The following is a 26120-nucleotide window of genomic DNA, read 5'->3' as shown; positions in this document are numbered from 1 at the left end:
GCCCGCCTACCCCATCGGCCCCCGCGCGACGTGACTTGAGCGCTCGGGCCTCCGCACGGCCGGGTCAGGCCACGACGCGGAGGATCTCCTCGATGGACGTCTGGCCGTCCGCGACCTTGTACCAGCCGTCCTCGCGCAGGCGGCGCATCCCCTGGTGCACGGCCGTCTGCGAGATCTCCGCGGACGACGCGTGCGCCACGGCGTGGCGCTCGATCTCCTCGGTGACCCGCATCACCTCGTGCAGCGCGAGCCTGCCCTTGTACCCGGTGCGGGAGCAGGCGGTGCACCCCGCCGGCCGGAACAGCTCCGGCAACGGCTCGCCGTCGACCCACGGGAACCGCGCCGCCTCGAGCTCCACGGGCGTCGGGACGTACGCCTCCTTGCACTTCGGGCACAGCCGGCGCGCCAGGCGCTGCGCGACGACGCAGTCCAGGGCCGACCCGACGAGGAACGGCTCGATGCCCATCTCCGTCAGCCGCGTCACGGCCGAGGGCGCGTCGTTCGTGTGCAGCGTGGACAGCACCAGGTGCCCGGTCAGCGACGCCTCGATCGCGATCTGCGCCGTCTCGTGGTCACGGATCTCACCGAGCAGCACGACGTCGGGGTCCGACCGCAGGATCGAGCGCAGCGCGGCCGCGAAGGTGAGGCCCGCCTTCGGGTTCACCTGGACCTGGTTGATGCCCGGCAGGCGGTACTCGACCGGGTCCTCGACCGTGATGACGTTGATCTCCGGCTTCGACACCGCGTTCAGCGTCGCGTACAGCGTCGTGGACTTCCCCGAGCCGGTCGGCCCCGTCACGAGGATCATCCCGTACGGCTTGGTGTACGACTCGCGGTACGTCTCGTAGTTGTGGTCGAGGAACGACAGGTCGCGCAGGTCGAGGCTCGCGGTGGAGTTGTCGAGGATGCGCATGACGATCTTCTCGCCCCACACGGTCGGCAGGGTGGCCACGCGCAGGTCGATCTTGCGTCCGTTGTGGGTGACCGACATCCGGCCGTCCTGCGGCTTGCGCTTCTCCGCGATGTCGATGTCGCTCATGATCTTCACGCGGCTGATCACGCCACCGGTGATGCTCTTGGGCGAGCGCTGCGTCTCGTGCAGGACCCCGTCGATGCGGTAGCGCACCCGCAGGTCGTGCTCCGCGGGCTCGATGTGGATGTCGGACGCGCGGTCCGTGATCGCCTGCGTGACCAGCAGGTTCACGTACCGCACGATCGGGGCGTCGTCGTCGACGACGTCGCCGACGCGGCTCAGGTCGGTCTCCGGCTCCGCCATGTCGTCGACGAAGGCCGACGAGAGGTTCTCCATCTCGCCGTCCGCCCGGCAGAACCTGTCGATCGCCCGCAGCACGTTGTCGTAGGTGGCGACCACGGGGATCACGCGCATGCCGGACAGCGTCCGCACGTCGTCCACGGCGACGACGTTGCCCGGGTCGGCGGTGGCGAGCACGATCGCGCCGTCCCGCAGCGCGACGGGCAGCACGGCGTGGCGCCGGCAGACGCTCTCGGCGACCACCGACACGGCGGCGCGGTCCACGGGGTACTCGTCGAGGTCGACGAACTCCATCCCGACCTGCGCCGCGAGTGCGCGGACGAGCTGGGCCTCCGTCAGCATCCCGAGCTCGACGAGCGTGCGTCCCAGCGACGTCCCCATCGCCTGCTGCTCGTCGATCGCCGCGAGGAGCTGTCCCTCCGTCACCAGACCCTCGCTGAGCAGGATCTCCCCGAGCTGCTTCACGTGCGCGCCTCCTCGTCCGGGGCCCGATCGACACCCTCGGATGCCATCGGCAGCCGCCCGGGCACTCTGAAGCCCGCCGCGTGCCGCCCTGCGACGAGGTGCGGCGTGCAACCCGTTCGGCGGAGAACGCCTAGACGGGCGTGGAGGCGAGCGCCCCGACGAGCGCCTGCGCCATGGCGGCCAGCGGCGCCGGACGGCCGGTCATGAGCCGCACCTGCTCGACCGCCTGGTGCAGCAGCATCCGCTCACCGCCGACGACGCCACCGCCGCGGGCCGCCCAGGCCGCCGACAGCGCCGTGGGCCGCGGGTCGTAGCAGACGTCGAGCAGGACGCCGGTCACCTCACCGGGCAGCGCTGCCGCCAGCGGGTCGGCCGCGTGCGCGGGCAACGTGCTCACGACGACGTCGACGCGCCCGACCTCGTCCGGGGCGTCGTCGATCCGGCTCAGCCGGGGTTCGACGCCCATGCGGTGGGCCGCGCGCAGCAGTCCCCCGGCACGGGCGGGGGAACGGACGTACACCCGCGGGGTGGCGCACCCGAGCTGTGCGAGGGCGGCGAGGGCGGAGGCCGCTGTCGCGCCGGCGCCGATCACCGCGGCCGACCGCACGCCCCCCGTGACACCCGCCTCCCCGAGCGCCGCGACCAGCCCGTGGACGTCGGTGTTCGCGCCCGTGAGCACCCGACCGGCCCCCCGGCCCTGCACGAGCACCGTGTTGACCGAGCCGACCACCTGCGCCAGCGGCTCGACGTGGTCGAGCAACGGCATGACGCTCTGCTTGAGCGGCATGGTCAGGCTCAGACCCGCCCAGGTGGCGTCCATGCCGGCGAGGAAGCCGGCGAGCTCGTCCTCGGTCACGTCGACGGCGTCGTACCGCCAGCCGTCGAGCCCGAGGGCGTCGTACGCGGCACGGTGCAGCAGCGGCGACAGCGAGTGCCGGACGGGATGCCCGAGCACCGCGGCACGCCGGAGCGTCGTCACCCGGAGTTCTCCGCCTGCCACTGCCGCAGCAGCGCGACGTTCTCCTGGTGCTCGTCGTACGTCTCCGCGAAGCGCGTCTCGCCCGTGTCCAGGTTGATGGCGACCCAGAAGACCCAGTCGCCCTGCGCGGGGTTCAGCACGGCGTCGATCGACGTCACACCGGGCGACGCGATGGGCGTCGGCGGCAGGCCGACGTGCTTGTAGGTGTTGAACGGGTTCGACGGGTCCTGGGTGTGCTCGCTCGTGAGCTGCGTGCCCGGGATCTTCAGCCCGTAGGCGACCGCCGCGTCGATGTCGAGGGTCATGCCGCGGTCGAGACGGTTCTGGATGGCGCGCGCCATCATCGGCCGGTCGCCGTCCGCCTTGGCCTCGCGCTCCACCAGGGACGCCTTGGTGAGGACGACCCCCCACTGGTCCTGCGGGACGCCCTTCGCGGTGAGCGTCTCGACGGTCTTCGTGACCATCTGCCCGAGGACGGCCGCCGCCGACGTGTCGGGCTCGATCTGGTAGGTCGTCGCGAACAGCCAGCCCTCGACCTGGCCGCCCGCCTCGGCGGGCAGGCCGATGGCGGCGGGGTCGGCGGCCGCGGCACGCAGCTCGTCGATGCTGATGAGCGTGACCTCGTTGATGCGCGTGAAGATCTGCTCGGCGGTGAACCCCTCGGGGATGGTCACCTTCATCGAGACGCGGCTCTTGGGATCGAGCAGCGCCCGGACGGCGTCCTCCGCCTTCATCTCCAGCAGCAGCTGGTAGGTCCCCGGCTGGATGAGCGCGGCGTCGGGGTTCGCGTCGAAGGCGGCGCGGAACGCGTCCTGGGACGCCACGATGCCGGCCTCGTGCAGGGTCGTGGCCATGGCGGCACCCGAGTCGCCCGCGCTGATCACGACCGGGGGTGCACCGGGGCGCCCCGGCCCGTCGTAGTCGGTGACCTCCTGCGACGCGCTCGTGCCGCCGAACAGCGAACCGCCCATGAGCGAGAACACGACGTAGGCGGCACCGCCGACGAGCACCAGGGCGACCACCAGCACGGAGATCGACCGGCGGCGGCGCTGCTTGCGCATGCGCTCCTCGCGCTTGCGTCCGGACGCGCGGGACCGTCGCCGCGGCTCGGGCGCACCCGGCGCCGAGGCGGCACGCTCGCCACCGAACAGCTCGGTCACGCTCTCGTCCGACCTCACCGGGGCCCACCACTCCGTCTGGTTGCTCACCTGCGCGTCACTCCACCGTCGTCGTGCCGTCGCCCGCAACCCCCCGGCGCTCCGGTGCGGATCGGCCCGGGTCGACCTCGACCCGTTCCCCGGGACGACGTCCCGTGGACCTCTCCACGTCCAGCGCGTGCTGCAGGATCACCACCGCGGCCGCCTGGTCGACGACCTGCCGGTGGCGGCGTCCGGATCGGCCGGCCGCCTGGAGCGCGTGATGTGCGGTCACCGTGCTCATCCGCTCATCCACGAGCCGGACCTGGACAGGCCCGACCGCGTGCGCCAGTGCGACAGCGTACGCGCGCGCGAGCCCCGCCGACGACCCCTCCGCGCCGGACAGGTGCCGCGGGAGGCCGACGTACACGACATCCACACCTCGTTCGCGGGCCTCGGCGGCGATACGGGCGACGTCGGTAGCCGTCGACGAGGGCTTGCCCGCGGCCCTGGCCAGCGTCTCGACGGGGGTGGCGAGGGTGCCGTCGGGGTCGCTCGACGCGACACCGACCCGCACCGTGCCGACGTCGACGCCGAGCCGGACCGCACGGGTCACGGCGTCGCGGTCTGCACGTCCGGCGGTCACGTCAGCCCCGGACCGCCGCGAGGACGCCCGCGAGGGCGTCCGTCAGCCGTGAGGCGTCGGTGCCACCCCCCTGCGCCAGGTCGTCCTTGCCCCCGCCACCGCCGCCGAGGACGCCCGACGCGGTCCGCACGAGCGCACCGGCCTTGTGACCCGCCTCGCGGGCGGCCGCGTTGGTCGCCACGACGACGACGGGCCGCCCCTTGGCGACGCCACCGATCGCGACGACGGCCGGCGAGGACTCCCCGAGCCGTCCGCGCACGTCGAGCGCGAGCGTCCGCAGGTCGTCCGCGGCCGCGACCTCGCCGGCGTCGTGCGCGACCACGAGCGTGACACCGACCTGCTGCGCGCCGGCGGCCAGCGTGCCCGCGGCCGCGAGCACCTGCGCCTGACGCAGTGCCGCGAGCTCCTTCTCCGACTCGCGCACGCGCGTCAGCAGCGACGACACGCGGTCGCCGAGCTCGTCGGGACGTGCGCCGAGCAGCCCCGAGAGCTGGCTGACGAGCGCGCGCTCCTTCGCCTGGTAGCCGTAGGCGGAGTCCCCGACGAGCGCGTCGACGCGACGCACCCCGGACCCGATGGACGACTCCCCCAGCAGCGTGACCAGCCCGAGCTCACCGGAGCGGCGCACGTGGGTGCCCGCGCACAGCTCGCGCGACCAGTCACCGCCGATCGAGACGACCCGCACCTGGTTGCCGTACTTCTCGCCGAAGAGCGCCATCGCGCCGAGCGCGCGCGCCTCGTCGATGGCCATGACGGTGTCGCTGACCTCGAGGTCGTCCTGCAGCCGCTCGTTGACGCGGCCCTCGATCTGGGACAGCGACGAGGCCGGCACCGAGCCGCCGGACCGGAAGTCGAACCGCAGCCGGCTGGGCGCGTTCTCCGACCCGGCCTGCGTCGCGTTGTCGCCGAGCTCCTCGCGCAGCGCCTTGTGCACCATGTGCGTCGCGGTGTGGGCGCGTGCGATCGCGCGGCGGCGCGCGGTGTCGATCGTCGCCGTGCCGGCGTCGCCCAGCGTGAGCGTGCCGTCCACGAGGCGGCCGTGGTGGACCGACAGCCCCTTGATGGGCGCCTGCACGTCGTCGACCTCGACGATGCCGCCGCCCTCGAGGCTGATGGTCCCGGTGTCGGCGAGCTGACCGCCCGCCTCGGCGTAGAACGGCGTGACGTCGAGCACGACCTGCACGTGCGCGGGCGCGGTCGCGACGGGCGCCGGGACGCCCTCGACCAGCAGGCCGACGACCTTCGCGTGCGCCGTGGTGTCGGTGTATCCGACGAAGCGCACGGGTGCGCCGTGCTCGCCGCTCAGCGACTGGTGCAGCTGCTGGTAGGCGCTCGTGTCGGCGTGCCCGGTCTTCTTGGCCAGCGCGTCGGCACGCGCACGGTCGCGCTGCGCCTGCATGAGCGTGCGGAACGCCTGCTCGTCGACGCTGACGCCCTGCTCGGCCGCCATCTCGAGCGTGAGGTCGATGGGGAACCCGTAGGTGTCGTGCAGTGCGAACGCCTGCTCACCGCTCAGCACCACGCCCGCGTCCCCGGCCGCCGCCTTCGCCTTGGTGACGGTGCCCTCGAAGATCGTGGTCCCGGCCGTCAGGGTCCGCAGGAACGCGTCCTCCTCGCCGTACGCGACCTGCGCGATGCGGTCGAAGTCGCTCGCGACCTCGGGGTACGACAGGCTCATGAGGTCACGGCTGATGGGCAGCAGCTCGGGCAGCGCGGCCTCCTCGACGCCGAGCAGCCGCATCGAGCGGACGGTGCGCCGCACCAGGCGGCGCAGCACGTAGCCGCGGCCCTCGTTGGACGGCGTGACGCCGTCGCCGATGAGCATGAGCGACGACCGGACGTGGTCGCCGATGACGCGCAGCCGCACGTCGTCCTCGTCGTCCGCGCCGTAGCGGCGGCCGGAGAGCTCGGCCGCGCGCTCGATCACCGGGAAGACCTCGTCGATCTCGTACAGGTTGTTCTTGCCCTGCAGCAGGTACGCGATGCGCTCGAGCCCGGCACCGGTGTCGATCGCCTTGCGCTCGAGCTCGCCGAGCAGCGGGTAGTCCTTGCCCCTGCCCTCGCCGCGGACGAACTGGTCGAAGACCAGGTTCCAGATCTCGAGGTACCGGTCGCCGCCGGGGTCGACGGTGCCGCCCTCCGCCTCGGGACCGAACTCCGGGCCGCGGTCGTAGTGCCACTCCGCGCACGGGCCCGCGGGGCCGGGCTGGCCCGTGTCCCAGAAGATCTCCTCGCGCGTGAGCCGCACGATGTGACGCGGGTCGACGCCGACGCGCACGAGCGCGTCCGCGGACTCGGCGTCCTCGTTCCAGATCGTCACCCACAGCCGGTCGCCGTCGAGCCCGAGCCCGCCGGACTCCTGCGCCCCGGTGAGGAACTCCCAGGCCAGCTCGATGGCACCGGTCTTGAAGTAGTCGCCGAACGAGAAGTTCCCCATCATCTGGAAGTACGTGCCGTGCCGGGTGGTGCGGCCGACGTTCTCGATGTCGTTCGTGCGGATGCACTTCTGCACGCTCGCCACCCGGGGCCAGGGCGCGTCCTGCGTGCCGAGGATGTACGGGATGAACGGCACCATGCCGGCGATCGTGAACAGGATCGACGGATCCGGGGAGATGAGCGGCACGGACGGCACGATGGCGTGGTCCTTGCTCGCGAAGTAGTCGAGCCAGCGCTGGCGGATCTCGGCGGTGCGCATGTCGTCCTCGTCGGGTGCGGTCCGCCGCCGGGGCGGCGAAAGGTGCGGATGGGCCTGCTGGCCCGGGTGGTGCGGGGCCCGCTCAGAAGAACGGGGCCCGCTCGTCGTCGTCGGGGTCGGTCGTCGGCTCGTCGGCCCAGCCGCGTGCGGCCAGGTCGGAGGCGAGGCCGTCCCGCGGAGGTCGTCCGAACGTGTCGCGCAGCTCGGCGCGGTGCCGGGGCGCGTTCGCCCGCAGCGTGTCGAGGTCGACGTCGCCCACGAGCGCGTCCAGGAGCTCGGCCTCGCGCTCGGCGACCCCGGTGCGGAAGTCGTCGCGCGCGGCGCGCAGCGCGCTGCCCAGCCGGACGGCGCCCTTGACGGCGTCGCCCGAGCCCGCGGGTGCGTACTGCTCCACCAGCCGGCGACCCTGCCGCACCACGACGACCGTGAGCGCGACGCCGACACCGACCCAGAACAGGCGCCTCATCGAACGGCTCCGCCCGACCGCAGGCCGGCCAGGGCGCGTCGCACGCCGTAGGAGAACGCCGCGACCTTCAGCAACGGCGCGCCCACCGTGGCGGTGACGAGCGAGGTGAGGGCCGACACGTTCTCACCGACCTGGGCGGCGGCCGTGGTCACGGTGTCGACCTTGTCGAGCTGCGTGGCCGAGGAGGCGACGACCCGCGCCGTCTCGTCGAGCACCGGCACCGCGTGGTCCGTGAGCTCCTTGACCGAGGCGCGCGTCTCGTCCAGCACGTCGGCGAGCCGCAGGAGCGGACGCGCGACGAAGCCGACGAGCGCGACGAACGCGATCGCGGCGATCAGTCCCGCGACGTCACCGATCGACACCATGGGCGTTCCTCCTCCAGGCTCGCGGCCACGTGCGTGAACCGCCTCGTCACCCTACCCGTCGAGCCGCCGCCTCCCGGTGCGTGTCGCGCACGCCAGGAGCACGAACGCCCCACCGGCACCTCAGGTGCGCGGCGGGGCGTTCGTCAGGCGTGGGTCAGCGGGCGTAGTACTCGACGACCAGCTGGACCTCGCACGTCACGGGGACCTCGGCACGCTTGGGGCGACGCACCAGCGTGGCGCTCAGCTTCTCGAGCTGGACCTCGAGGTAGCCCGGCACGGCCGGCAGGACGTCGCGGTGCGCGCCGGCGGCGGCGACCTGGAACGGCACGGTGGCCTGCGACTTGGGCTTGATCTGGATCGTCTGGCCCTCCTTCACGCGGAAGGACGGACGGTCGACGATCTTGCCGTCGACGAGCACGTGGCGGTGCGTGACCGTCTGGCGCGCCTGCAGGATCGTGCGGGCGAAGCCGGCACGCAGCACGACGGCGTCGAGACGCGTCTCGAGGTCCTCGACGAGGGCCTCACCGGTCAGACCCGGGGCCTTGCGGGCGTTCTCGTACGCCTTGGCGAGCTGCTTCTCGCGCAGCGCGTACTGGGCGCGCAGACGCTGCTTCTCGCGCAGCCGCACGGCGTAGTCCGACTCGGTGCGGCGACGGGCGCGGCCGTGCTCACCGGGCGGGTAGGGGCGCTTCTCGAAGTGCTTGACGGCCTTGGGCGTCAGGGCCAGGCCGAGCGCGCGGCTCAGGCGGACCTGGCGACGCGAGCGGGTCACGTTGCTCACAGAGGTACTTCCTGTCGTGTCGTTGGACGAGCACACCCGCGCACCGGACGAGGTCCGGACGGAAGAGGTTCCGGCGGGCGTGGGGCCGACCACGGTGCGGCGTCCTGACCGTCCGGGGACGGTCGGTGCCACGGGCTAGGGCCCCAGGTACTGCTGCTCTTGCTGCGTGGTGCGTCCGCACGCGGCGGAGCACCGGTCGATCTTACCTGACGCGCGCCGAGCGTCCGACCGTGGGCCGGACGGTGGGCGGGTCAGGCGCCGTCGGTCGACGTCACCGAGCCGGCAGACGGGTCCAGGATCGAGCGGATCCTCGTCAGCCGCTCGCCCACGGACCGCTCGAAGCCCCGGTCCGACGGCTCGTAGTACCGGGTGCCCACGAGCTCGTCCGGCAGGTACTGCTGCGTCGCCACGGCGTGCGGCGCGTCGTGCGCGTACCTGTACCCCCCGCCGTGGCCGAGCTTCTCGGCGCCGGCGTAGTGCGCGTCGCGCAGGTGCGGCGGCACGGTGCCGATGCGCCCGGCCCGCACGTCCGCCAGCGCACGGTCGATGCCGACGTAGGCGGCGTTCGACTTGGGCGCGGTCGCCAGGTGCACGACCGCCTCGGCCAGGATGATCCGCGCCTCGGGCATCCCGATGAGGGCGACCGCCTGCGCGGCGGCCACGGCGGTCTGCAGCGCGCTGGGGTCGGCGAGGCCCACGTCCTCGGCCGCGGAGATGACGACGCGCCGCGCGATGAACCGGGGGTCCTCCCCCGCCGCGATCATCCGCGCCAGGTAGTGCAGCGACGCGTCGACGTCCGAGCCGCGCACGGACTTGATGAACGCGCTGATGACGTCGTAGTGCTGGTCGCCGTCACGGTCGTACCGCACCGCGGCGACGTCGATCGCGCGCTCGACCGTGGCCAGGTCGACCACGACGGGAGCGGCCGCGTCCGTGCGGGGGCCGCCCTCGGCGAGCCCCGCCCCCGCCGCGGCCTCGAGGACCGTCAGCGCCTTGCGGGCGTCACCGCCGGCCAGCCGCAGGAGGTGGTCCAGCGCGTCGTCGTCCAGGACGACCGACCCCGCCAGACCCCGCTCGTCGCTCACGGCGCGCTCCACGAGCGTGCGCACGTCGTCCGTCGTCAAGGGCTGCAGGGTGAGCAGCAGCGAGCGGGACAGGAGCGGGGAGTTGACGGAGAACGACGGGTTCTCGGTGGTGGCGGCGATCAGCGTCACCCACCGGTTCTCGACGCTCGGGAGCAGCGCGTCCTGCTGCGCCTTCGTGAAGCGGTGCACCTCGTCGATGAACAGCACCGTCTCCGCGCCCCCGGTCGCGAGGCGGCGGCGGGCGTCGTCGACCACGGCGCGGACGTCCTTGACCCCGGCGGTCACGGCCGAGAGCTCGACGAAGCGGCGTCCTGACGTGCTGGCGACGAGGTAGGCCAGGGTCGTCTTGCCGGTGCCCGGAGGGCCCCAGAGGATCACGGACGACGGCGCGGCCCGCCGCGTCCCCTCGTCGGCCGGCTCGACGAGCCGACGCAGCGGCGAGCCGGGCACGAGCAGGTGCCCCTGCCCGGCGACCTCGGTGAGGGTGCGGGGTCGCATCCGCACCGCGAGGGGCGCGCCGGCACCGGGGGTGGGCAGCCCCTGCGCGGTCGAGGTGACCGCGTCGAACAGGTCCATGACGTCGAGCCTACGCACCGCCGCCGACAGGTCGGACCAGGGTCACGAGGGCCCTCGACCCCCTGCGGCGCCGTCGTGACATGCGCCGGGCCCCGATGACCTGCGAGCATGACCCGCGTGTTCGCACGCCTGGGTCGCACCGTCGCCCACCACCCGCGCCTGACGGTCGTCGTCTGGCTGGTGCTCACCGTCCTCGGCTACGCCCTGGCGGTCTACGGGCTGCCGGGCCAGAGCCTCTTCGACCGCGTGGCCACCGGGTCCCCCGGCGTCCCGGGTGCCGAGTCGACGCAGGGTCAGCAGATCCTCGCGGACGAACGGACCACCGGGCCGAACGTCAACCTGGTGCTCTCCGGCCTCGACCCCGCGGACCCCGAGGTGGGCCCGGCCCTGGAGTCCGCTCGAACGGACCTCGCGGCGATCGAGGGCGTCGCGTCGGTCATCGACCCCCTGGTGCTGCCGGGCGGCGTCGAGAGCCCCGCGGCCGCGCCGCTGCTCGCGCAGGACGGCGACGGGTTCCTCGTGGTCGTGGAGCTCGAGCCCGACCTGTCCGACGACGTGGAGACGCGCGCCCTGGACGAGGTCGAGGAACGGCTGCGCGAGGTGCCGGGCGAGCTGACGGCCGTGGCCCCCGACGTCCAGGGCGTCGTCGGTGCCGAGCACCTGATCGTCGACGAGATCACGGAGCAGGTGAAGGAGGACCTGCGCACCGGGGAGATCGTGGCGCTGCCCATCGCGCTGCTCATCATGGTCGTCGTCTTCGGCGGGTTCCTCGCGGCGGCGATGCCGATGGCCGGCGCGCTCGCCTCGATCGCCGGCGGCCTGGGCTCGCTCCTCGCGCTGACGTACGTGATGGACGTCGACGCGTCCGTCGTCAACGTCGTCACCGTGCTCGGGCTGGGGCTGTCCATCGACTACGGGCTCCTCATCGTGTCCCGGTTCCGCGAGGAGCTCCTGCGGATCGTCGGGACCGACGGCGGCGCGGCCAGCCGCCGGCGCCGCGGCGACGGTGCGGTCGTCGCCGCGGTCGAGCGCACCATGGCCACGGCCGGACGCACCGTGGTGTTCTCCGCCGTGACGGTCGCCGTGTCCATCGCCGGCCTCCTCGTCTTCCGCCCCGACATCCTGCGGGCGGTCGGCGCCGGCGGCGTCGCGGTCGTGCTCGTGGCCGTCGCGACCGCGGTGACCCTCGTCCCGGCCCTGCTCACGCTCCTGGGCCGCCGCCTCGTCAAGCCCGGCCTGCTGTCCCGCATCCCCGGGCTGCGGCGCGCGTCGGACGTGCAGAGCGAGGAAGGGGCGTTCTCCCGCCTCGCGGCACGCGTGCAGCGCCGTCCCTGGTGGGTGATGCTCGGGTGCGTCGTGCTGCTCGGACTGCTCGCGGCCCCGGTGCTGCGCATGGACCTGCGGGTCAGCGGGCTGGAGCTGCTCCCCTCGGGGACCCCGCAGCGGGAGTACGTGGCCGACCTCGAGGAGAACTACCCCGCCGCCGCGTCGCCGGCCGTCACCGTCGTCGCCGAGGCCTCGCTCCCCGAGGCCACGGCGTGGGCCGCCGAGGTCGCCGAGCTGCCGGGCGTCGCGTCGGTCGACCCGCCCGCCGCGCTGGGCGCCTACGTCGTCATCGGCGTGCGGGCCGACACCACCGACCCCGGCGGACCGGTCGCCGCGGACGTCGTGCGCGAGGTCCGTGCCCTGGACGCCCCGTTCGAGCGGTGGGTCGTCGGCCAGGCCGCGTCGCAGATCGACTTCACCGCGGCCCTCGTGGAGCGCGCTCCGCTCGCCCTGGGCATCGTGGGCGGGGCGACGCTGCTCCTGCTCTTCCTCATGACAGGTTCCGTCGTCATCCCGATCAAGGCGCTGCTCACCAACGTCCTGTCGATCCTGGCCTCGCTCGGGGTGCTCGTGTGGGCGTTCCAGGACGGGTACCTGGAGTCCGTGCTGGGCTTCACGTCGACCGGCGGCATCGAGACGTACGTGCTCGCGCTGGTCGCGGCGTTCGCGTTCGGCCTGGCGATGGACTACGAGGTCTTCCTGCTCTCGCGCGTCAAGGAGCTGCACGACGAGGGCATGCCGACCGACCAGGCCGTCCGCCTCGGTCTGCAGCGCTCCGGCCGGGTCATCACGTCCGCCGCGGCCATCATCATCGTGGTGTTCGCGGGCTTCGTGGTCGGCGACCTCGTCGTCATCAAGGAGGTCGGGTTCGCGCTCGCGTTCGCCGTCCTCATCGACGCGACCGTGGTGCGCCTCTTCCTCGTGCCGGCGACGATGACGGTGCTCGACCGCGCCAACTGGTGGGCACCGCGGCCGTTGCGCCGGCTGTACGACCGCTTCGCGGTCCTCCACTGAGCGCCCCGCCGGACGCGCCGGCGCCAGCGGTGCGCCCCGCCCGTCGCCGGGGGCCGCTGGCCGTCGCCGCGGTCGTGGTCGTGGCCGCCGGGCTCGCCGTGTCCCGGGGTGACGGCATGACCGCCGACCTCGCCGGAGGGGCGCTCTACGCGGCCCTCGTGCAGCTGCTGGTCCTGCTCGCTGCGCCGCGGGCACGCCCCCGGGCGGCGGCGGCGTGGTCACTGGGCGCGTGCGTCGCCGTGGAGCTCGCCCAGCTCACCGCGGTGCCCGCGCACCTCGCGGCCGCGTGGCCGCCGGCGGCGTACGTGCTGGGCTCGACGTTCGTCGCGACGGACCTGCTCGCCTACGCCGGCGGCGTCGCCGTCGTCACCGCCGCGGACGCCCTCGCCCACGGGCGCCCGGGCGTCACCTGACGCCACGCCCGTCAGCGGGATCCGGCCGTCGGGGTACTCGACGGGCAGTCCCGGACCCTCGGTGCCGCGGTGCTCGGTGCTGTCGTCGATCTGCGTCTCGATGGCGCCGGGGCACGCACGGCGGCGGCGGGTCGCCTGCCGAACGCTCCGGCGCACGCGCCTCAGGGGCGGGCGGCCCCCGGAGGGCCGTAGCCGGCGTTCTCGACGTCGACGTGGAACCCGAGGCCGCCGTACACGCGGCGCGCCGCGTCGTTGTCCGTGTACATGCCGAGCGCCACCCACGGCGCGCCGTCCTCCAGCGCTCGGCGGGTCGCCCGCGCGGCGAGCGCGGTCCCGAGGCCCCGACCGCGGGCCGCAGGCACGACGCCGAGCCCGTGCAGGTGCATCGACGGGGCCCCGTCCCCCGGGCGCCGAGCGACGCCGACCACGCCGAGCAGCCCGGCGCGGCCGTCGCGCACCCCCCACCACACGACGTCGTCGGGTGCCCCGGGACGCGCGTGCGTCGTGGGGTTGGCCGCGTCCAGGCACGCCGTGATCGCCTCCAGGTCCGCCGCGACGTCGAGCTCCTCGACCGCGTCCTCCCCCGGCTGCGGGACGGGCGCGACGTCGCAGGACAACCGGTCCCAGGACGTGCACGGCACGACGCCGGCCGCGCTCAGGGCGTCCTGCGGCAGCGGCACGGCGCGGGGCACGGTGACCCAGCGCAGGCCGGGGCCGTGGTCCACCAGCGCCCCGGGCACGAGGCGCCCGAGGTCCTGCGGGTCACCCGCGCCCCACATCACGGAGCCGGCCGGGTCCTCCCGGACGAGCACGACCGCGTCGGTGCTGCCGGCGAGCACCGCCGCGTCGGCCCACACGTCCTGCAGGTCGAGGACGTCGCGCCGGCCGCGCAGCGCGGCCGGCAGCCGGGCGAGGAGTCCCCCGCTCATCCCTGGGCGGCGGTCTTCCCGGCGGCGTCCTGCTTCGGCTTCGCGTCGACGCCGGTCTCCCGGCGCTGCTCCGGCGAGATCGGGGCCGGTGCACCGGTCAGCGGGTCGTAGCCGCCGCCCGACTTCGGGAACGCGATGACCTCGCGGATCGACTCGGACCGCGTGAGCAGCGTGACGATCCGGTCCCAGCCGAACGCGATGCCCCCGTGCGGCGGGGCACCGAACGCGAACGCGTCGAGCAGGAAGCCGAACTTCTCCTGCGCCTCGGCCTCGCCGATCCCCATCACCTCGAAGACGCGCTGCTGCACGTCGCGCCGGTGGATACGGATGGATCCGCCACCGATCTCGTTGCCGTTGCAGACGATGTCGTACGCGTACGCGAGGGCCGCGCCCGGGTCCTCCTCGAAGCGGTCGATCCACTCCGGGGTCGGGGACGTGAAGGCGTGGTGCACCGCGGTCCAGGCGCCCTCGCCGACGGCGACGTCGTCGTCCTCGCCGGTGGGCTTGAACAGCGGGGCGTCGACGACCCACACGAACGACCAGGCGTCCTCGTCGATCAGGCCGCCGCGACGGCCGATCTCCAGGCGCGCGGCGCCGAGCAGCGCCCGGGCCTCGTTCTGCTTGCCGGCGGCGAAGAACACGGCGTCCCCGGGCTCGGCGCCCACGGCGGCCGCGAGCCCCGCGCGCTCGGCCTCGGTGATGTTCTTGGCGACCGGCCCGCCGAGCTCGCCGTCGTCGCCGACGGTGACGTAGGCCAGGCCCTTGGCACCGCGCTGCTTGGCCCACTCCTGCCAGGCGTCGAAGCCGCGCCGCGGCGTGGCGGCACCGCCGGGCTGCACGACCGCACCGACGTACGGCGCCTGGAACACCCGGAACGGCGTGTCCGCGAAGTACGCGGTGAGGTCGGTCAGCTCGAGCCCGAAGCGCAGGTCCGGCTTGTCGGTGCCGTACCGACGCATCGCGTCGGCGTACGTCATGCGCGGGATCGGCGTCGGGATCGTGTAGCCGATGAGCTCCCACAGGGAGGTCAGCACCGCCTCGGCCAGCTCGATGACGTCGTCCTGCTCGACGAAGCTCGCCTCGACGTCCAGCTGCGTGAACTCCGGCTGCCGGTCCGCGCGGAAGTCCTCGTCGCGGTAGCAGCGGGCGATCTGGTAGTAGCGCTCGAGGCCGGCCACCATCAGCAGCTGCTTGAAGAGCTGGGGCGACTGCGGCAGCGCGTACCAGCTGCCCGGCGCGAGCCGGGCGGGGACCACGAAGTCGCGTGCGCCCTCGGGGGTCGAGCGCGTGAGCGTCGGCGTCTCGACCTCGACGAAGCCGCGCTCGTCGAGCACGCGGCGGGCGGCCCGGTTGACGTCGGCGCGCAACCGCAGCGCGCGCGCGGGCGCCGGGCGGCGCAGGTCGAGGTAGCGGTAGCGCAGCCGCGCCTCCTCGCCGACCGGTTCGTCGACCGACGCCGACACCTGGAACGGCAGCGGCGCGGACTCGTTGAGCACGACGACCTCGTGCGCGACGACCTCGACCTCGCCCGTGGCCAGGTTCGCGTTCTCGTTGCCCGCGGGACGCCGACCGACCTCGCCGGTCACCTGCAGCACGTACTCCGCCCGCAGGCCGTGCGCGACGGCCTCGTCGCGGATGACGACCTGCGCGATGCCCGAGGCGTCCCGCAGGTCCACGAAGGCGACCCCGCCGTGATCGCGCCGCCGGTCCACCCAGCCCGTGAGGGTGACGGTGGTGCCGATGTGCTCGGCCCGCAGCGAGCCGGCGGAGTGGGTGCGCAGCACGGAAGGTCCTTCAGGTCGGGGATCTGCGCCCGGACGGGCGTCCCGACGATCATAGGTGCGCCCGCACCGCTCGGCCCACGCGGCGGCGCTCGTCGGCGCTGCCCGCGGCGTCCGCGCCCGACGGCGGGGACGCGGCGTCAGAACAGGCTGGGCTGCAGCTGCGCCGACTCCGGGTGGGGCACGTCGCGCGCCGCCTCCCAGCGCCCCGTGCCGCCCGCCTCGTCCGGTGCGCGGTCGAGCCCGTGCCGGGCGAGCAACGGCCGCACCCGCGCCGTCAGCCACGCCCGGTACTCCGCGAGCGCGTAGGAGCCACCGCGGTACACGCGGTCGTAGCCGTCGACCAGGTCCGGCCGCTCGCGCGCGAGCCACGCGAGGAACCACTCGCGCGCACCCGGGCGCAGGTGCAGCGGCAGCACGGTGGCGTGCTGCGCCCCCGCGTCCGCCACGGCGGCGAACAACCGGTCGAGGTGGTCGGTGGAGTCGGTGAGCCAGGGCAGCACCGGGGCGACCATGACGTGCACGGGCAAGCCGGCGTCGCGGATCGCCCGCACCAGGGACAGTCGCGCGCGGGCGGTGGGCGTGCCGGGCTCGAGCTGCTGCTGGAGCTCGTCGTCGAGGACTGCGACCGACACGGCGAGCGACACCGGCACGTCGCGCGCGGCCTCGACCAGCAGCGGCAGGTCACGGCGCAGGAGGGTGCCCTTCGTGAGGACGGACAGCGGCGTCCCGGAGCCCGCGAGCGCCTCGATGATCCCGGGCATGAGCGCGTAGCGTCCCTCGGCGCGCTGGTACGGGTCGGTGTTGGTGCCCAGCGCCACGTGCTCGCGCCGCCACGACGGTCGCGCGACCTCGGCCCGCAGCACCTCGGCCACGTTGGTCTTCACGACGATCTCGGTGTCGAAGTCCTTGCCCGCGTCCAGGTCGAGGTACCGGTGGGTGCCGCGCGCGAAGCAGTAGGTGCACGCGTGCAGGCATCCCCGCATCGGGTTCACGGTCCACCGGAACGGCACGGCCGAGGCGTCGGGAACCCGGTTGAGCGCGGTGCGCGAGAGCACCTCGTGGAACGTGACGCCGGCGAAGTCCGGCGTCCGCACGCTCCGGACGAGTCCGGGCAGGGTGCGCAGGTCGAGCCCTGGCAGGGCACCACCCTCCCCCGCGTCCACCTTCTGCCCGTCCCATCGCACCGAATCATTCGAACACACGTTCGAACCACGGTCAAGGCGTGGCGGGGCCCGCCGGTGCCTCGATGGTGACGCGCAGCGCGGTGACGGAGGGGCGCGCGGGCACCGAGGAGAAGCCGAACCGCACGGGCGGCTCGACGGGCCGCAGGCCGCCGAGGTCCCGGCCGTCCCACTGCGCGTCGAGGGCGACGAGGGCGTGCTGGTCGCGCGCCGCGTACACCTCCAGGGAGCCGTCCCGGCCCCGACCCCGCGTGCGGACCCCCCGCACGGCGGTGCGCGCCACGGCGTCGACCAGCCCTCCGGTGGCACGCGCGCCGACCACCGCCCGCGGCACCAGGCCCAGCAGCCTGCCCGTGGCCGTGCGCCGGCCCAGCACCAGCCGCGCCCGCAGCGGGCCGGCGGTCACCGTCCACGCGCGCGCGGCGGCGTCGGGGACGACAGCGACCTCGACGACGCGCACGTCGTCGAACGTGTACAGCCGCGTGACGAGGCCCACGACGTCGTCGCGCGGCGCGAGCAGCACCCGGGTGCCGTCCGGGCGCTCGACCATCACGTCGGCGAAGCGGCCCACCGGCGAGCGCCGCCAGCGGCCGACGACCAGGCGGGTGCCCTCCTGCGACCCGGCGCCCGCGATGTGGCCGTCGAGCACGACGGCCCTCGGCACGACGGACGGCACGGCGGACGGCACGGCGCAGGACACGTCGCCACGCTAGGGACGCCCGGGCGCTCCCGCACGGCGGCGACGCCCGGGTCTCAGCCGGCCGCGACCACCCGGGGCCACAGGTCCTGCTCGGGCGGTGTCCACGTCGCCGGGTCGGCGGGCACCTGCTCGCCCGACCGGATGTCCTTGACCTGGTCCTGCCCCGGTGCGCCGTCCTGGTCGGCGTCGCCCACGAACCACACGTAGGGGATGCCGCGACGGTCCGCGTGCCGGATCTGCTTGCCGAACTTGGCCGCGCTGGGCGCCACCTCCACGGGCACGCCGCGCGCCCGCAGCGCCGCCGCGACCGCGTCCGACCGGGAGCGGCCCTCCTCCGACGTGACGGCGACGAGCACGGCGGTCGGCACGGACCGGGTCGCACGCACGAGGCCGGCGGACAGCAGGCGCGACACGAGGCGGGAGACGCCGATCGACAGCCCCACGCCGGGATAGGTGGTGGCGCCGTCCGACGCGAGCGTGTCGTAGCGACCGCCCGAGCAGATCGAGCCCAGGTCCTCGTGCCCGACCAGCACCGTCTCGTAGACGGACCCCGTGTAGTAGTCGAGCCCGCGGGCGATCTTCAGGTCCGCGACCAGCACGCCGGGCGCACGCTCGGCAGCCGCCGTGACGAGCGCGCCGAGCTCCAGCAGGCCCTCCTCGAGCAGCTCGGTCGACGCGCCGTGGCGGTCGGCGAGCTCGCGGACCCGGTCGACGACGGAGGCGTCGGAGCCGTGCACGGCCGCGAGCTCGAGGCACGCGGCCGCCTGCGCCGGCGTGGCACCGGCCTCGGCGACGAGCAGGTCGGCCACCGCCTCGGGACCCACCTTGTCGAGCTTGTCGATGCCGCGGAGCACGGCCTCGACGTCGTCCAGACCCAGGCCGCGGTAGAAGCCCTCGGCGACCTTGCGGTTGTTGACCAGGATCCGCACGGGCGGCACGCCCAGGTCCGCCAGCGCGCCCAGCGCGTCCGCCATGACCAGCGGGAGCTCCACCTCGTAGTGGTACGGCAGCGCACCCGCACCGACGACGTCGATGTCCGCCTGGACGAACTCGCGGAACCGGCCGTCCTGCGGGCGCTCGCCGCGCCACACCTTCTGGATCTGGTACCGGCGGAACGGGAACGCCAGGTGCCCCGCGTTCTCCAGCACGTACCGCGCGAACGGCACGGTGAGGTCGAAGTGCAGCCCGAGCTGCCCGGAGCGCTCGGGCGCCGCGTCCGGGTCCTCGTGGAGCCGGCGCAGCACGTAGACCTCCTTGGAGGTCTCGCCCTTGCGCAGCAGCTGGTCGAGCGGCTCGACGGCCCGCGTCTCGATCCCCGCGAACCCGTGCAGCTCGAACGTGCGGCGCAGCACGTCGAGCACGTGCTGCTCGACGACGCGCCCGTCGGGCAGCCACTCGGGGAATCCGGACAGGGGTGTGGGACGAGCCATGGTCACGATGATCCCAGAACGGGGCGGCGGTCCCGCACGGCGTCCACGAGGCACGCCGTCACGACGACGCCCGCGGGCCTCAGCGGTGGCGCGCCAGGTGCGGGTTCGTCGCCAGCTCCGTGGCGACGTCCGTGGCCGGCCCGTGGCCGGGCAGCACCCGCGACCCCGGGGGCAGCGTCGCGACCACGTCGCGCAGCGTGGCGGCCATGGCGTCGTCGTCCCCGCCCGGCAGGTCCGTCCGCCCGATGCTGCCCGCGAACAGGACGTCACCCGCGAGCACGACCGGGTCCGGGTCGCCCGCGTCCACGAGGTAGAGCGTCGAGCCCTCGGTGTGCCCGGGCGCGTGCCGCGCGACGACGCGCAGTCCGCCGAGGTCGAGCTCCACGTCACCCGTCCGGCCCGCACCCGACCCGCCGAACGGCTCGACACGTGCGGGCGGGATCCAGGAGTCGAGGTCGACGCCTGCCGCGCGCAGCGCCAGCGCGAGCGGCCCGGCCGGGTCGCGCCGCGGGTCCAGCACGCCCAACGTGCCGAAGGGGTCGTCGAGGCGGTACGCGTCACCGGCGTGCAGCAGCACGGGCACGTCGAGCTCCCGCGCGAGCAGCGGGGCGTCCCACGTGTGGTCGGCGTGGCCGTGGGTGATCAGGACGGCCCGGGGGCGCAGGCCACGCTCGGCGACGAGCGCGCGGACCTGCCGCCCGGCCCCGGCCCCGGGGTCCACGACGACGCACGCGCCGTCGTCCCCGACCAGCACCGAGCAGCGTGCCGCGAAGACGGGAGCGACGACCGTGACGATCTGCATGCCCGCCACGCTAGACGCCGTCGGGCCCGTCGGCGGCACCGCCTGCGGCGCGACGCGCGCGCCCTGCGCCCGCCCGTGCACGTCGAGGTCCCCGGCTTGCCTAGACTGTCGGGGTCCGGCACGTGTCCGGCGGCTGGCAGACAGTGACGGTGGTCGTGCGGCAGGTGCCGCACGGCGCGCCGCCGGCACGACGAGACGGGGAGAGCGGTGTCTTCGAAGCGCGAGCGCGAGTACGAGCGCCGGCGGTACGAGAAGCAGCACGAGCGTCAGCTCCAGGCGCAGCGTGCCCGCCAGCGGCGCAACCGCGTGGTCGCCGGCGGCATCGCGGCCGTCCTCGCCCTCGGTGTCGGCGTCGTGGCCGTCGTCGGCCTCACGCGGGACCGCGACCAGCAGGCCGCACAGCCGAGCGACCCGGCCGGCACCTCCGCGCCCCTGCCCACGTACCCGGCCCGCACGGGCAACGGTGGTGTGGTGCCGCAGGCCGAGCTGGCCGAGGCACGCACCTGGTCCGGCACGCTGTCCACGTCGGCGGGCGAGGTCGGCATCGAGCTCGACGGCGCGGCGGCGCCGCAGGCCGTCGCGAACTTCGTGACGCTCGCCGGTGAGGGCTACTTCGACGGCACCGTCTGCCACCGGCTCGTCACCGAGGGCATCCACGTGCTGCAGTGCGGCGACCCGACCGCCACCGGCTCCGGCGGCCCGGGCTACGCCTGGGGTCCGATCGAGAACGCGCCGGCCGACGACGTCTACCCCGCCGGCACCATCGCCATGGCCCGAATCGGCGGCGACGGCGAGTCGATGGGCTCACAGTTCTTCCTCGTCTACGAGGACTCGCAGATCCCGTCCGACGCGGCGGGTGGCTACACCGTGTTCGGCCACATCACGTCCGGTCTGGACGTGGTGAAGGCCATCGCTGACGCGGGGACCCAGGACGGCAGCGAACGTCCGGTCACCGACGTCACCATCGAGGGAGTGGAGATCCAGTGACCGAGCACCCGACGACGTCGTCCCCGGACGACGCCGAGCAGGCTCCCCCCCTCGCGGGCGACGCGGCGGACACCCCCGCCGGCGCCGCAGCGCCCGAGGTGGCGCCCGCCGACGACGATGCGCCGGGCGCCACGGCCACCGACGAGGCAGCCGTGGCGGACGAGGCCCCGGTGGCCGACGAGGCACCCGCGACCGACGAAGCCCCGGTGGCCGACGAGGCACCCGCGACCGACGAAGCCCCGGTGGCCGACGAGGCACCCGCGACCGACGAAGCCCCGGTGGCCGACGAGGCACCCGCGACCGACGAGAGCCCGGTGGCCGACGAGGCACCCGCGACCGACGAGAGCCCGGTGGCCGACGAGGCACCCGCGACCGACGAGGCCCCGGTGGCCGACGAGGCACCCGCGACCGACGAGGCCCCGGTGGCCGACGAGGCACCCGCGGCGTCCGACGCCGCTCCCGTGGCCGACGAGGCATCCACGCCGCCGGCCGACGGGGCACCCGCTCCCGAGGCCACCGCCGACGACGCGTCGGACGCCCCGGCCGAGGCCGCGGACGCACCTGCGCCCGCACCCGGTCCGGCGCAGGGCGCCCGTCCCACCCCGGCCTCCCTGCGGCCCCTCCCGCGGCCGACGCCGCGACCGACCGCAGGGTCGTCCGCGACGCCCCCCGTCCCGGTGCCGACGCCCGACGAGGAGGCCGCAGCGGCGCACGCCGCCACGTTCGGCCGCGTCGACGAGGACGGCACCGTGCACGTCGTGGAGGCCGCCGGTGAGCGCGTCGTCGGGCAGTTCCCGGGCGCGAGCGCGCCCGAGGCGCTGGCCCTGTACGTGCGTCGGTTCCTCGACCTGCAGGCCAAGGTGGCGGTGTTCGACGCCCGGCTCTCGGCGACCGACCTGTCGGTCAAGGAGATCGACCAGACGCTCGCCCGCCTGACCGAGGACCTCACCGAGCCCGCCGCGGTCGGCGACCTCGACGCCCTGCGGGCACGGCTCGAAGGGCTGCGCGCGCGTGCCGCCGAGCGTCGCGCGAAGGCGGACGCCGAGCGTGCCGCCGCACGCGAGGCCGCCGTCGCGGCACGCACGCAGATCGTCGAGCAGGCCGAGAAGATCGCGGCGACCGACCCGTCGCGTATCCAGTGGCGCCCTGCGGGTGAGCAGCTGCGCACCCTGCTGGAGCAGTGGAAGGACGCCCAGCGGTCCGGCCCGCGCATCGACCGGCCGACCGAGGAGTCGCTCTGGAAGCGGTTCAGCCACGCCCGGACCACGTTCGACCGCGAGCGTCGGCACTTCTTCGCCGAGCTCGAGGCCCGCAACTCCGAGGCACGCACCGTCAAGGAGCAGCTCGTCGCCGAGGCCGAGGCGCTCGCGTCGAGCACCGACTGGGGCGCCACGTCGGCGGCGTTCCGCGACCTGATGACGCGCTGGAAGTCCGCCGGGCGGGCCAACCGCCAGGTGGACGACGCGCTGTGGACCCGGTTCCGCACGGCGCAGGACACCTTCTTCGCTGCCCGGGACGCCGCGAACCAGGCCGTCGACGCCGAGTTCCGCGCCAACCTGGAGGTCAAGGAGGCGCTGCTCGCCGAGGCGGAGGCGCTCCTGCCGATCCGTGACCTCGGCGCGGCGAAGGCCGCGCTGCGCTCGCTCCAGGACCGCTGGGACGCCGCCGGCAAGGTGCCGCGCGCCGACGTGCAGCGCGTCGAGGGCCGGATGCGGGCCGTCGAGACGGCCGTGCGCGAGGCGGACTCCGCCCAGTGGCGCCGCAGCAACCCGGAGACGCGTGCCCGCGCCGAGGGCGCGGCCGCGCAGCTGGAGCAGGCCATCGCAGGCCTCGAGGCCGACCTCGAGTCGGCCCGCGCCGCAGGTGACCAGCGTCGTGTGAAGGAGGCGCAGGCCGCGCTCGACGCGCGTCGGGCCTGGCTCGAGCAGGTGCAGCGGGCCGCGCAGGACGCCCGCGGCTGACCGTGCTGCGGCGCCCGGTGCGCGCCGCGTGCTGTCCACAGGATGCCCGTCCGCTCCCCCGCGAGGTGGAGCGGGCGGGCATCCTGACGTCCGTGACCGTCCCCCGCTGCGCGACGCCCGCGGCGCTGCAGCGCCTCCGGCCGCCCGCCCCCGGCCCGCCCGCGGCCGTCGTGGCCCGGACCGACGTGCCGGCCTCGACGTGGACGGGGCTCCACCTCGACGGCGTCCTCGTGCCGCTGTGGCGCGACGTGTCCCGGCTCGTGACGGTCGACGAGGGCCCCGCCGTGCGGGCGCAGGCGTTCGCCGCGCTCGTCCCCGGCCGGGGCGTCGTCGGGCAGCTCGCGGCCGCGTGGGTCCACACCGGCGGCCCGCCGCCGCACCGCGTGACCGTGCTCGTCAGGTCCGGCGCACGTCGCCCCGACCCGCACCCCGACCGCCTCACCGCGGAGGCCGACCTCGCCGAGGGCGACGTGCAGTCGTGGGGCGGGGTCGCGGTCACCACGGTGCTGCGCACGGCCCTGGACGTCGCCCGGTGGGTGCCCGCGGACCGTGCGCTCCCCGCGCTGCGCGCGCTCGTCCCCGCAGGGCTGCGGCCCGACGAGGCGCTCGGTCGGCTCGCGACGCACACCGGCGGCCGAGGGGTCCGCACCGCACGTCGCACGCTCGCGCAGGTGTGACACCGACCGGAGGTCGCGGCGCGGCGGCGATCCGTCAGACCCGGACCGCGGGCTCCTCGGCACCGCGCGAGCCCGTGATGCGGTAGACGTCGAAGACGCCCTCGACCTTGCGCACCGCGGCCAGCACGGACGCGAGGTGCGACGGCTCGGCCATCTCGAAGACGAACCGGGACAGCGCGACGCGGTCGCGCGACGTCGAGACCGACGCCGACAGGATGTTCACGTGGTGGTCCGACAGCACGCGCGTGACGTCCGAGAGCAGGCGGCTGCGGTCCAGCGCCTCGACCTGGATCTGCACGAGGAACAGCTGGGAGCTGGTGTGCGTCCACTCGACGTCGACGATCCGCTCGGGCTGCCGGCGCAAGGCCTCGACGTTGATGCAGTCCGTGCGGTGGACCGAGACGCCGGCGCCACGCGTCACGAACCCGACGATCTCGTCCCCGGGCACCGGGGTGCAGCACTTGGCGAGCTTCACCCACACGTCGTCGACGCCCTTGACCACGACACCCGGGTCACCCGTGCGCACACGCCGCCCGGAGATGCCGGGCCGCGCCGCCTCCGCCAGGTCCTCCTCCTGCGCCGGCTCCCCGCCGAGCGAGTGCACCAGGCGCTGGACCACGGAGGTCGCCGACGCCTGCCCCTCGCCGACGGCGGCGTACAGCGCCGACACGTCCGCGAAGCGCATCTCGTGCGCCAGCGCCACGAGCGCCTCGTGCGACATCAGGCGCTGGATCGGCAGGTTCTGCTTGCGCATCGCCTTGGCGATCGCGTCCTTGCCGTGCTCGATCGCCTCCTCGCGGCGCTCCTTGGTGAACCACTGCCGGATCTTGTTGCGCGCACGCGGGCTCTTGACGAACGCGAGCCAGTCCCGGCTCGGGCCGGCCGTCTCGGACTTCGAGGTGAAGACCTCGACGACGTCGCCGTTCTCGAGCGTGGAGTCGAGCGGGACGAGCCGGCCGTTGACGCGCGCACCCATCGTGCGGTGGCCGACCTCGGTGTGCACCGCGTACGCGAAGTCGACGGGTGTGGATCCCGCCGGCAGGGCCTGGACGTCGCCCTTGGGGGTGAAGACGTAGACCTCGGCCCCGGCGATCTCGTCACGCAGGAGGTCGAGGAACTCCGCCGGGTCCGCGGTCTCGCGCTGCCAGTCGACCAGCTGGCGCAGCCAGGTCATGTCGTTGCCGGCGGCGTCCTGCGGGCCGTTCTTCGCGGTCTCCTTGTACTTCCAGTGCGCCGCCACGCCGTACTCGGCACGCCGGTGCATGTCGTGCGTGCGGATCTGGATCTCGACGGGCTTGCCACCGGGCCCGATCACGGTGGTGTGCAGCGACTGGTACAGGTTGAACTTCGGCATCGCGATGTAGTCCTTGAACCGGCCGGGGACCGGGTTCCACCGCGCGTGCAGCGCACCGAGCGCCGCGTAGCAGTCGCGCACGGTGTCCACGAGGACGCGCACGCCCACGAGGTCGTAGATGTCCGCGAAGTCGCGGCCGCGCACGATCATCTTCTGGTAGATCGAGTAGTAGTGCTTCGGCCGCCCGGAGACCGTCGCCTTGATCTTCGCCTGGCGCAGGTCGGCGCCGACCTGCTCGCGCACCGTCGCCAGGTACTCCTCGCGCGCGGGGGCGCGCTCGGCGACGAGGTGGACGATCTCGTCGTAGACCTTCGGGTACAGCGTCGCGAACGACAGGTCCTCGAGCTCCCACTTGATGGTGTTCATGCCGAGGCGGTGGGCCAGGGGCGCGTAGATCTCGAGCGTCTCGCGCGCCTTCTTCTCGGCGGACGCCGCCGAGACGAACTTCCAGGTGCGGGCGTTGTGGAGGCGGTCGGCGAGCTTGATGACGAGGACGCGGATGTCCCGGGACATCGCCACGACCATCTTGCGGACGGTCTCGGCCTGCGCGGCGTCCCCGTACGCGACCTTGTCGAGCTTCGTCACGCCGTCGACCAGCATCGCGACCTCGGGCCCGAAGTCACGGCGCAGCTGGTCGAGCGAGTACTCCGTGTCCTCGACCGTGTCGTGCAGCAGCGCGGCGACGATCGTCGACGGCGTCATGCCGAGCTCGGCGAGGATCGTCGCGACCGCGACGGGGTGGGTGATGTACGGGTCGCCGCTCTTGCGCAGCTGACCCCGGTGCGCGTGCTCGGCGACGACGTACGCCTGCTCGATCACCGACAGGTCGGCCTTCGGGTGGTTCGTGCGCACGGCGTGCAGCACGGGCTCGAGGGCCGGGTAGGCAGTGCCCGAGCGGCCGGACAGGCGCGCGAGGCGCGCCCGCACCCGGCCCGTCGACGCGGCAGGCTCGCTCTCGGGGGCCACGGGGGTGACCGGGCCCGGCGGCGCGGCGTCCGGCGGCAGGGCGGCCGAGGGCGCACCCGCCGGAACCGCGGGCACGGGTGCGGTCGTCGCCTCCGCCCCGGTACCGGTCGTGTCGGTCATCAGCTCTCG

At 74.4% G+C, this 26120-nt stretch carries 21 protein-coding genes; 5 read left to right on the top strand and 16 right to left on the bottom strand.

Annotated elements, in window-relative coordinates; genetic code table 11:
* Window positions 1-64: 64 nt before the first annotated feature.
* The 9 genes from NP075_RS09510 to NP075_RS09470 form a co-directional block, all read right to left on the bottom strand.
* A complete protein-coding gene (locus tag NP075_RS09510; protein WP_227562959.1) occupies window positions 65-1738 on the bottom strand; it encodes a GspE/PulE family protein in 1674 nt (557 codons plus the stop codon).
* A gap of 130 nt (window positions 1739-1868) precedes the next feature.
* Window positions 1869-2717: a shikimate dehydrogenase gene (locus NP075_RS09505; RefSeq protein WP_227562958.1), complete on the bottom strand. Its 849-nt coding sequence runs from the start codon at window positions 2715-2717 to the stop codon at window positions 1869-1871.
* Window positions 2714-3925: an endolytic transglycosylase MltG gene (gene mltG, locus NP075_RS09500; RefSeq protein WP_227562957.1), complete on the bottom strand. Its 1212-nt coding sequence runs from the start codon at window positions 3923-3925 to the stop codon at window positions 2714-2716. Before mltG ends, NP075_RS09505 begins: the two co-directional genes overlap by 4 nt.
* A 7-nt stretch (window positions 3926-3932) precedes the next feature.
* Window positions 3933-4469 (bottom strand): Holliday junction resolvase RuvX, encoded by a 537-nt coding sequence (gene ruvX / locus NP075_RS09495; RefSeq protein ID WP_227562956.1) that lies wholly within the window; start codon window positions 4467-4469, stop codon window positions 3933-3935.
* A 31-nt stretch (window positions 4470-4500) separates the two neighbouring features.
* Window positions 4501-7194 carry an alanine--tRNA ligase gene (gene alaS / locus NP075_RS09490; RefSeq protein WP_227562955.1) on the bottom strand — a complete coding sequence of 898 codons (2694 nt, stop codon included), beginning with the start codon at window positions 7192-7194 and terminating at the stop codon, window positions 4501-4503.
* A gap of 82 nt (window positions 7195-7276) precedes the next feature.
* Entirely contained in the window at window positions 7277-7660 is a 384-nt protein-coding gene (locus NP075_RS09485) for a hypothetical protein (protein WP_227562954.1), read from the bottom strand.
* The gene (locus tag NP075_RS09480) at window positions 7657-8022 is read right to left on the bottom strand and encodes a DUF948 domain-containing protein (RefSeq protein WP_227563216.1); all 366 of its coding nucleotides are present in this window, start codon (window positions 8020-8022) and stop codon (window positions 7657-7659) included. The genes NP075_RS09485 and NP075_RS09480 overlap by 4 nt, the downstream gene beginning before the upstream one ends.
* Before the next feature lie 157 nt (window positions 8023-8179).
* Window positions 8180-8806, bottom strand: coding sequence for a 30S ribosomal protein S4 (gene rpsD / locus NP075_RS09475; RefSeq protein WP_227562953.1), 627 nt, complete (start codon window positions 8804-8806; stop codon window positions 8180-8182).
* A gap of 251 nt (window positions 8807-9057) precedes the next feature.
* Window positions 9058-10467, bottom strand: coding sequence for a replication-associated recombination protein A (locus NP075_RS09470; protein ID WP_227562952.1), 1410 nt, complete (start codon window positions 10465-10467; stop codon window positions 9058-9060).
* A gap of 108 nt (window positions 10468-10575) precedes the next feature.
* Between NP075_RS09470 and NP075_RS09465 the strand changes: the two genes are divergently transcribed.
* Window positions 10576-12807, top strand: a complete 2232-nt coding sequence (locus NP075_RS09465) for an MMPL family transporter (protein WP_227562951.1) — start codon at window positions 10576-10578, stop codon at window positions 12805-12807.
* A 116-nt stretch (window positions 12808-12923) separates the two neighbouring features.
* Entirely contained in the window at window positions 12924-13220 is a 297-nt protein-coding gene (locus NP075_RS09460; RefSeq protein ID WP_227562950.1) for a DUF2809 domain-containing protein, read from the top strand.
* A 161-nt stretch (window positions 13221-13381) separates the two neighbouring features.
* Here NP075_RS09460 and NP075_RS09455 read toward each other — a convergent pair whose 3' ends face one another.
* From NP075_RS09455 to NP075_RS09430, 6 genes are all read right to left on the bottom strand, one after another.
* A complete protein-coding gene (locus NP075_RS09455; protein ID WP_227562949.1) occupies window positions 13382-14149 on the bottom strand; it encodes a GNAT family N-acetyltransferase in 768 nt (255 codons plus the stop codon).
* The gene (aspS, locus tag NP075_RS09450) at window positions 14146-15933 is read right to left on the bottom strand and encodes an aspartate--tRNA ligase (RefSeq protein WP_227562948.1); all 1788 of its coding nucleotides are present in this window, start codon (window positions 15931-15933) and stop codon (window positions 14146-14148) included. Before aspS ends, NP075_RS09455 begins: the two co-directional genes overlap by 4 nt.
* A gap of 137 nt (window positions 15934-16070) precedes the next feature.
* Complete coding sequence (locus tag NP075_RS09445) at window positions 16071-17117, bottom strand: Rv2578c family radical SAM protein (protein ID WP_227562947.1); 1047 nt, start codon at window positions 17115-17117, stop codon at window positions 16071-16073.
* A 31-nt stretch (window positions 17118-17148) separates the two neighbouring features.
* Complete coding sequence (locus NP075_RS09440; protein WP_227562946.1) at window positions 17149-17814, bottom strand: hypothetical protein; 666 nt, start codon at window positions 17812-17814, stop codon at window positions 17149-17151.
* Between the two features lie 53 nt (window positions 17815-17867).
* A complete protein-coding gene (gene hisS / locus NP075_RS09435; protein WP_227562945.1) occupies window positions 17868-19244 on the bottom strand; it encodes a histidine--tRNA ligase in 1377 nt (458 codons plus the stop codon).
* 79 nt (window positions 19245-19323) lie between these two features.
* Entirely contained in the window at window positions 19324-20046 is a 723-nt protein-coding gene (locus NP075_RS09430; protein ID WP_227562944.1) for an MBL fold metallo-hydrolase, read from the bottom strand.
* 207 nt (window positions 20047-20253) lie between these two features.
* Here NP075_RS09430 and NP075_RS09425 point away from each other — a divergent pair, with 207 nt between their 5' ends.
* The 3 genes from NP075_RS09425 (at window position 20254) to NP075_RS09415 (ending at window position 23671) form a co-directional block, all read left to right on the top strand.
* Entirely contained in the window at window positions 20254-21033 is a 780-nt protein-coding gene (locus tag NP075_RS09425; RefSeq protein WP_227562943.1) for a peptidylprolyl isomerase, read from the top strand.
* Window positions 21030-22994 (top strand): DUF349 domain-containing protein, encoded by a 1965-nt coding sequence (locus NP075_RS09420; protein ID WP_256791792.1) that lies wholly within the window; start codon window positions 21030-21032, stop codon window positions 22992-22994. Before NP075_RS09425 ends, NP075_RS09420 begins: the two co-directional genes overlap by 4 nt.
* Before the next feature lie 92 nt (window positions 22995-23086).
* Window positions 23087-23671, top strand: a complete 585-nt coding sequence (locus NP075_RS09415; protein WP_227562941.1) for a hypothetical protein — start codon at window positions 23087-23089, stop codon at window positions 23669-23671.
* A 34-nt stretch (window positions 23672-23705) separates the two neighbouring features.
* On the opposite strand, the gene NP075_RS09410 is transcribed toward NP075_RS09415, so the two are convergent.
* Window positions 23706-26111: a RelA/SpoT family protein gene (locus NP075_RS09410; protein WP_227562940.1), complete on the bottom strand. Its 2406-nt coding sequence runs from the start codon at window positions 26109-26111 to the stop codon at window positions 23706-23708.
* Between the last annotated feature and the right edge of the window lie 9 nt (window positions 26112-26120).

The organism is Cellulomonas wangsupingiae (assembly GCF_024508275.1).
Lineage (GTDB): Bacteria > Actinomycetota > Actinomycetes > Actinomycetales > Cellulomonadaceae > Cellulomonas > Cellulomonas wangsupingiae.
Note: the sequence above shows the minus strand (reverse complement) of the source record. Positions and strands in the feature narration are given on the sequence as shown.

Excerpts from the sequence above, each read along its gene's own strand:
- NP075_RS09465 (WP_227562951.1), top strand. The coding sequence starts at position 10,576 with ATGACCCGCGTGTTCGCACGCCTGGGTCGCACCGTCGCCCACCACCCG.
- NP075_RS09485 (WP_227562954.1), bottom strand. The coding sequence starts at position 7,660 with ATGAGGCGCCTGTTCTGGGTCGGTGTCGGCGTCGCGCTCACGGTCGTC.
- NP075_RS09460 (WP_227562950.1), top strand. The coding sequence starts at position 12,924 with ATGACCGCCGACCTCGCCGGAGGGGCGCTCTACGCGGCCCTCGTGCAG.
- alaS (WP_227562955.1), bottom strand. The coding sequence starts at position 7,194 with ATGCGCACCGCCGAGATCCGCCAGCGCTGGCTCGACTACTTCGCGAGC.
- NP075_RS09430 (WP_227562944.1), bottom strand. The coding sequence starts at position 20,046 with ATGCAGATCGTCACGGTCGTCGCTCCCGTCTTCGCGGCACGCTGCTCG.
- NP075_RS09455 (WP_227562949.1), bottom strand. The coding sequence starts at position 14,149 with ATGAGCGGGGGACTCCTCGCCCGGCTGCCGGCCGCGCTGCGCGGCCGG.
- NP075_RS09470 (WP_227562952.1), bottom strand. The coding sequence starts at position 10,467 with ATGGACCTGTTCGACGCGGTCACCTCGACCGCGCAGGGGCTGCCCACC.
- hisS (WP_227562945.1), bottom strand. The coding sequence starts at position 19,244 with ATGGCTCGTCCCACACCCCTGTCCGGATTCCCCGAGTGGCTGCCCGAC.
- NP075_RS09410 (WP_227562940.1), bottom strand. The coding sequence starts at position 26,111 with ATGACCGACACGACCGGTACCGGGGCGGAGGCGACGACCGCACCCGTG.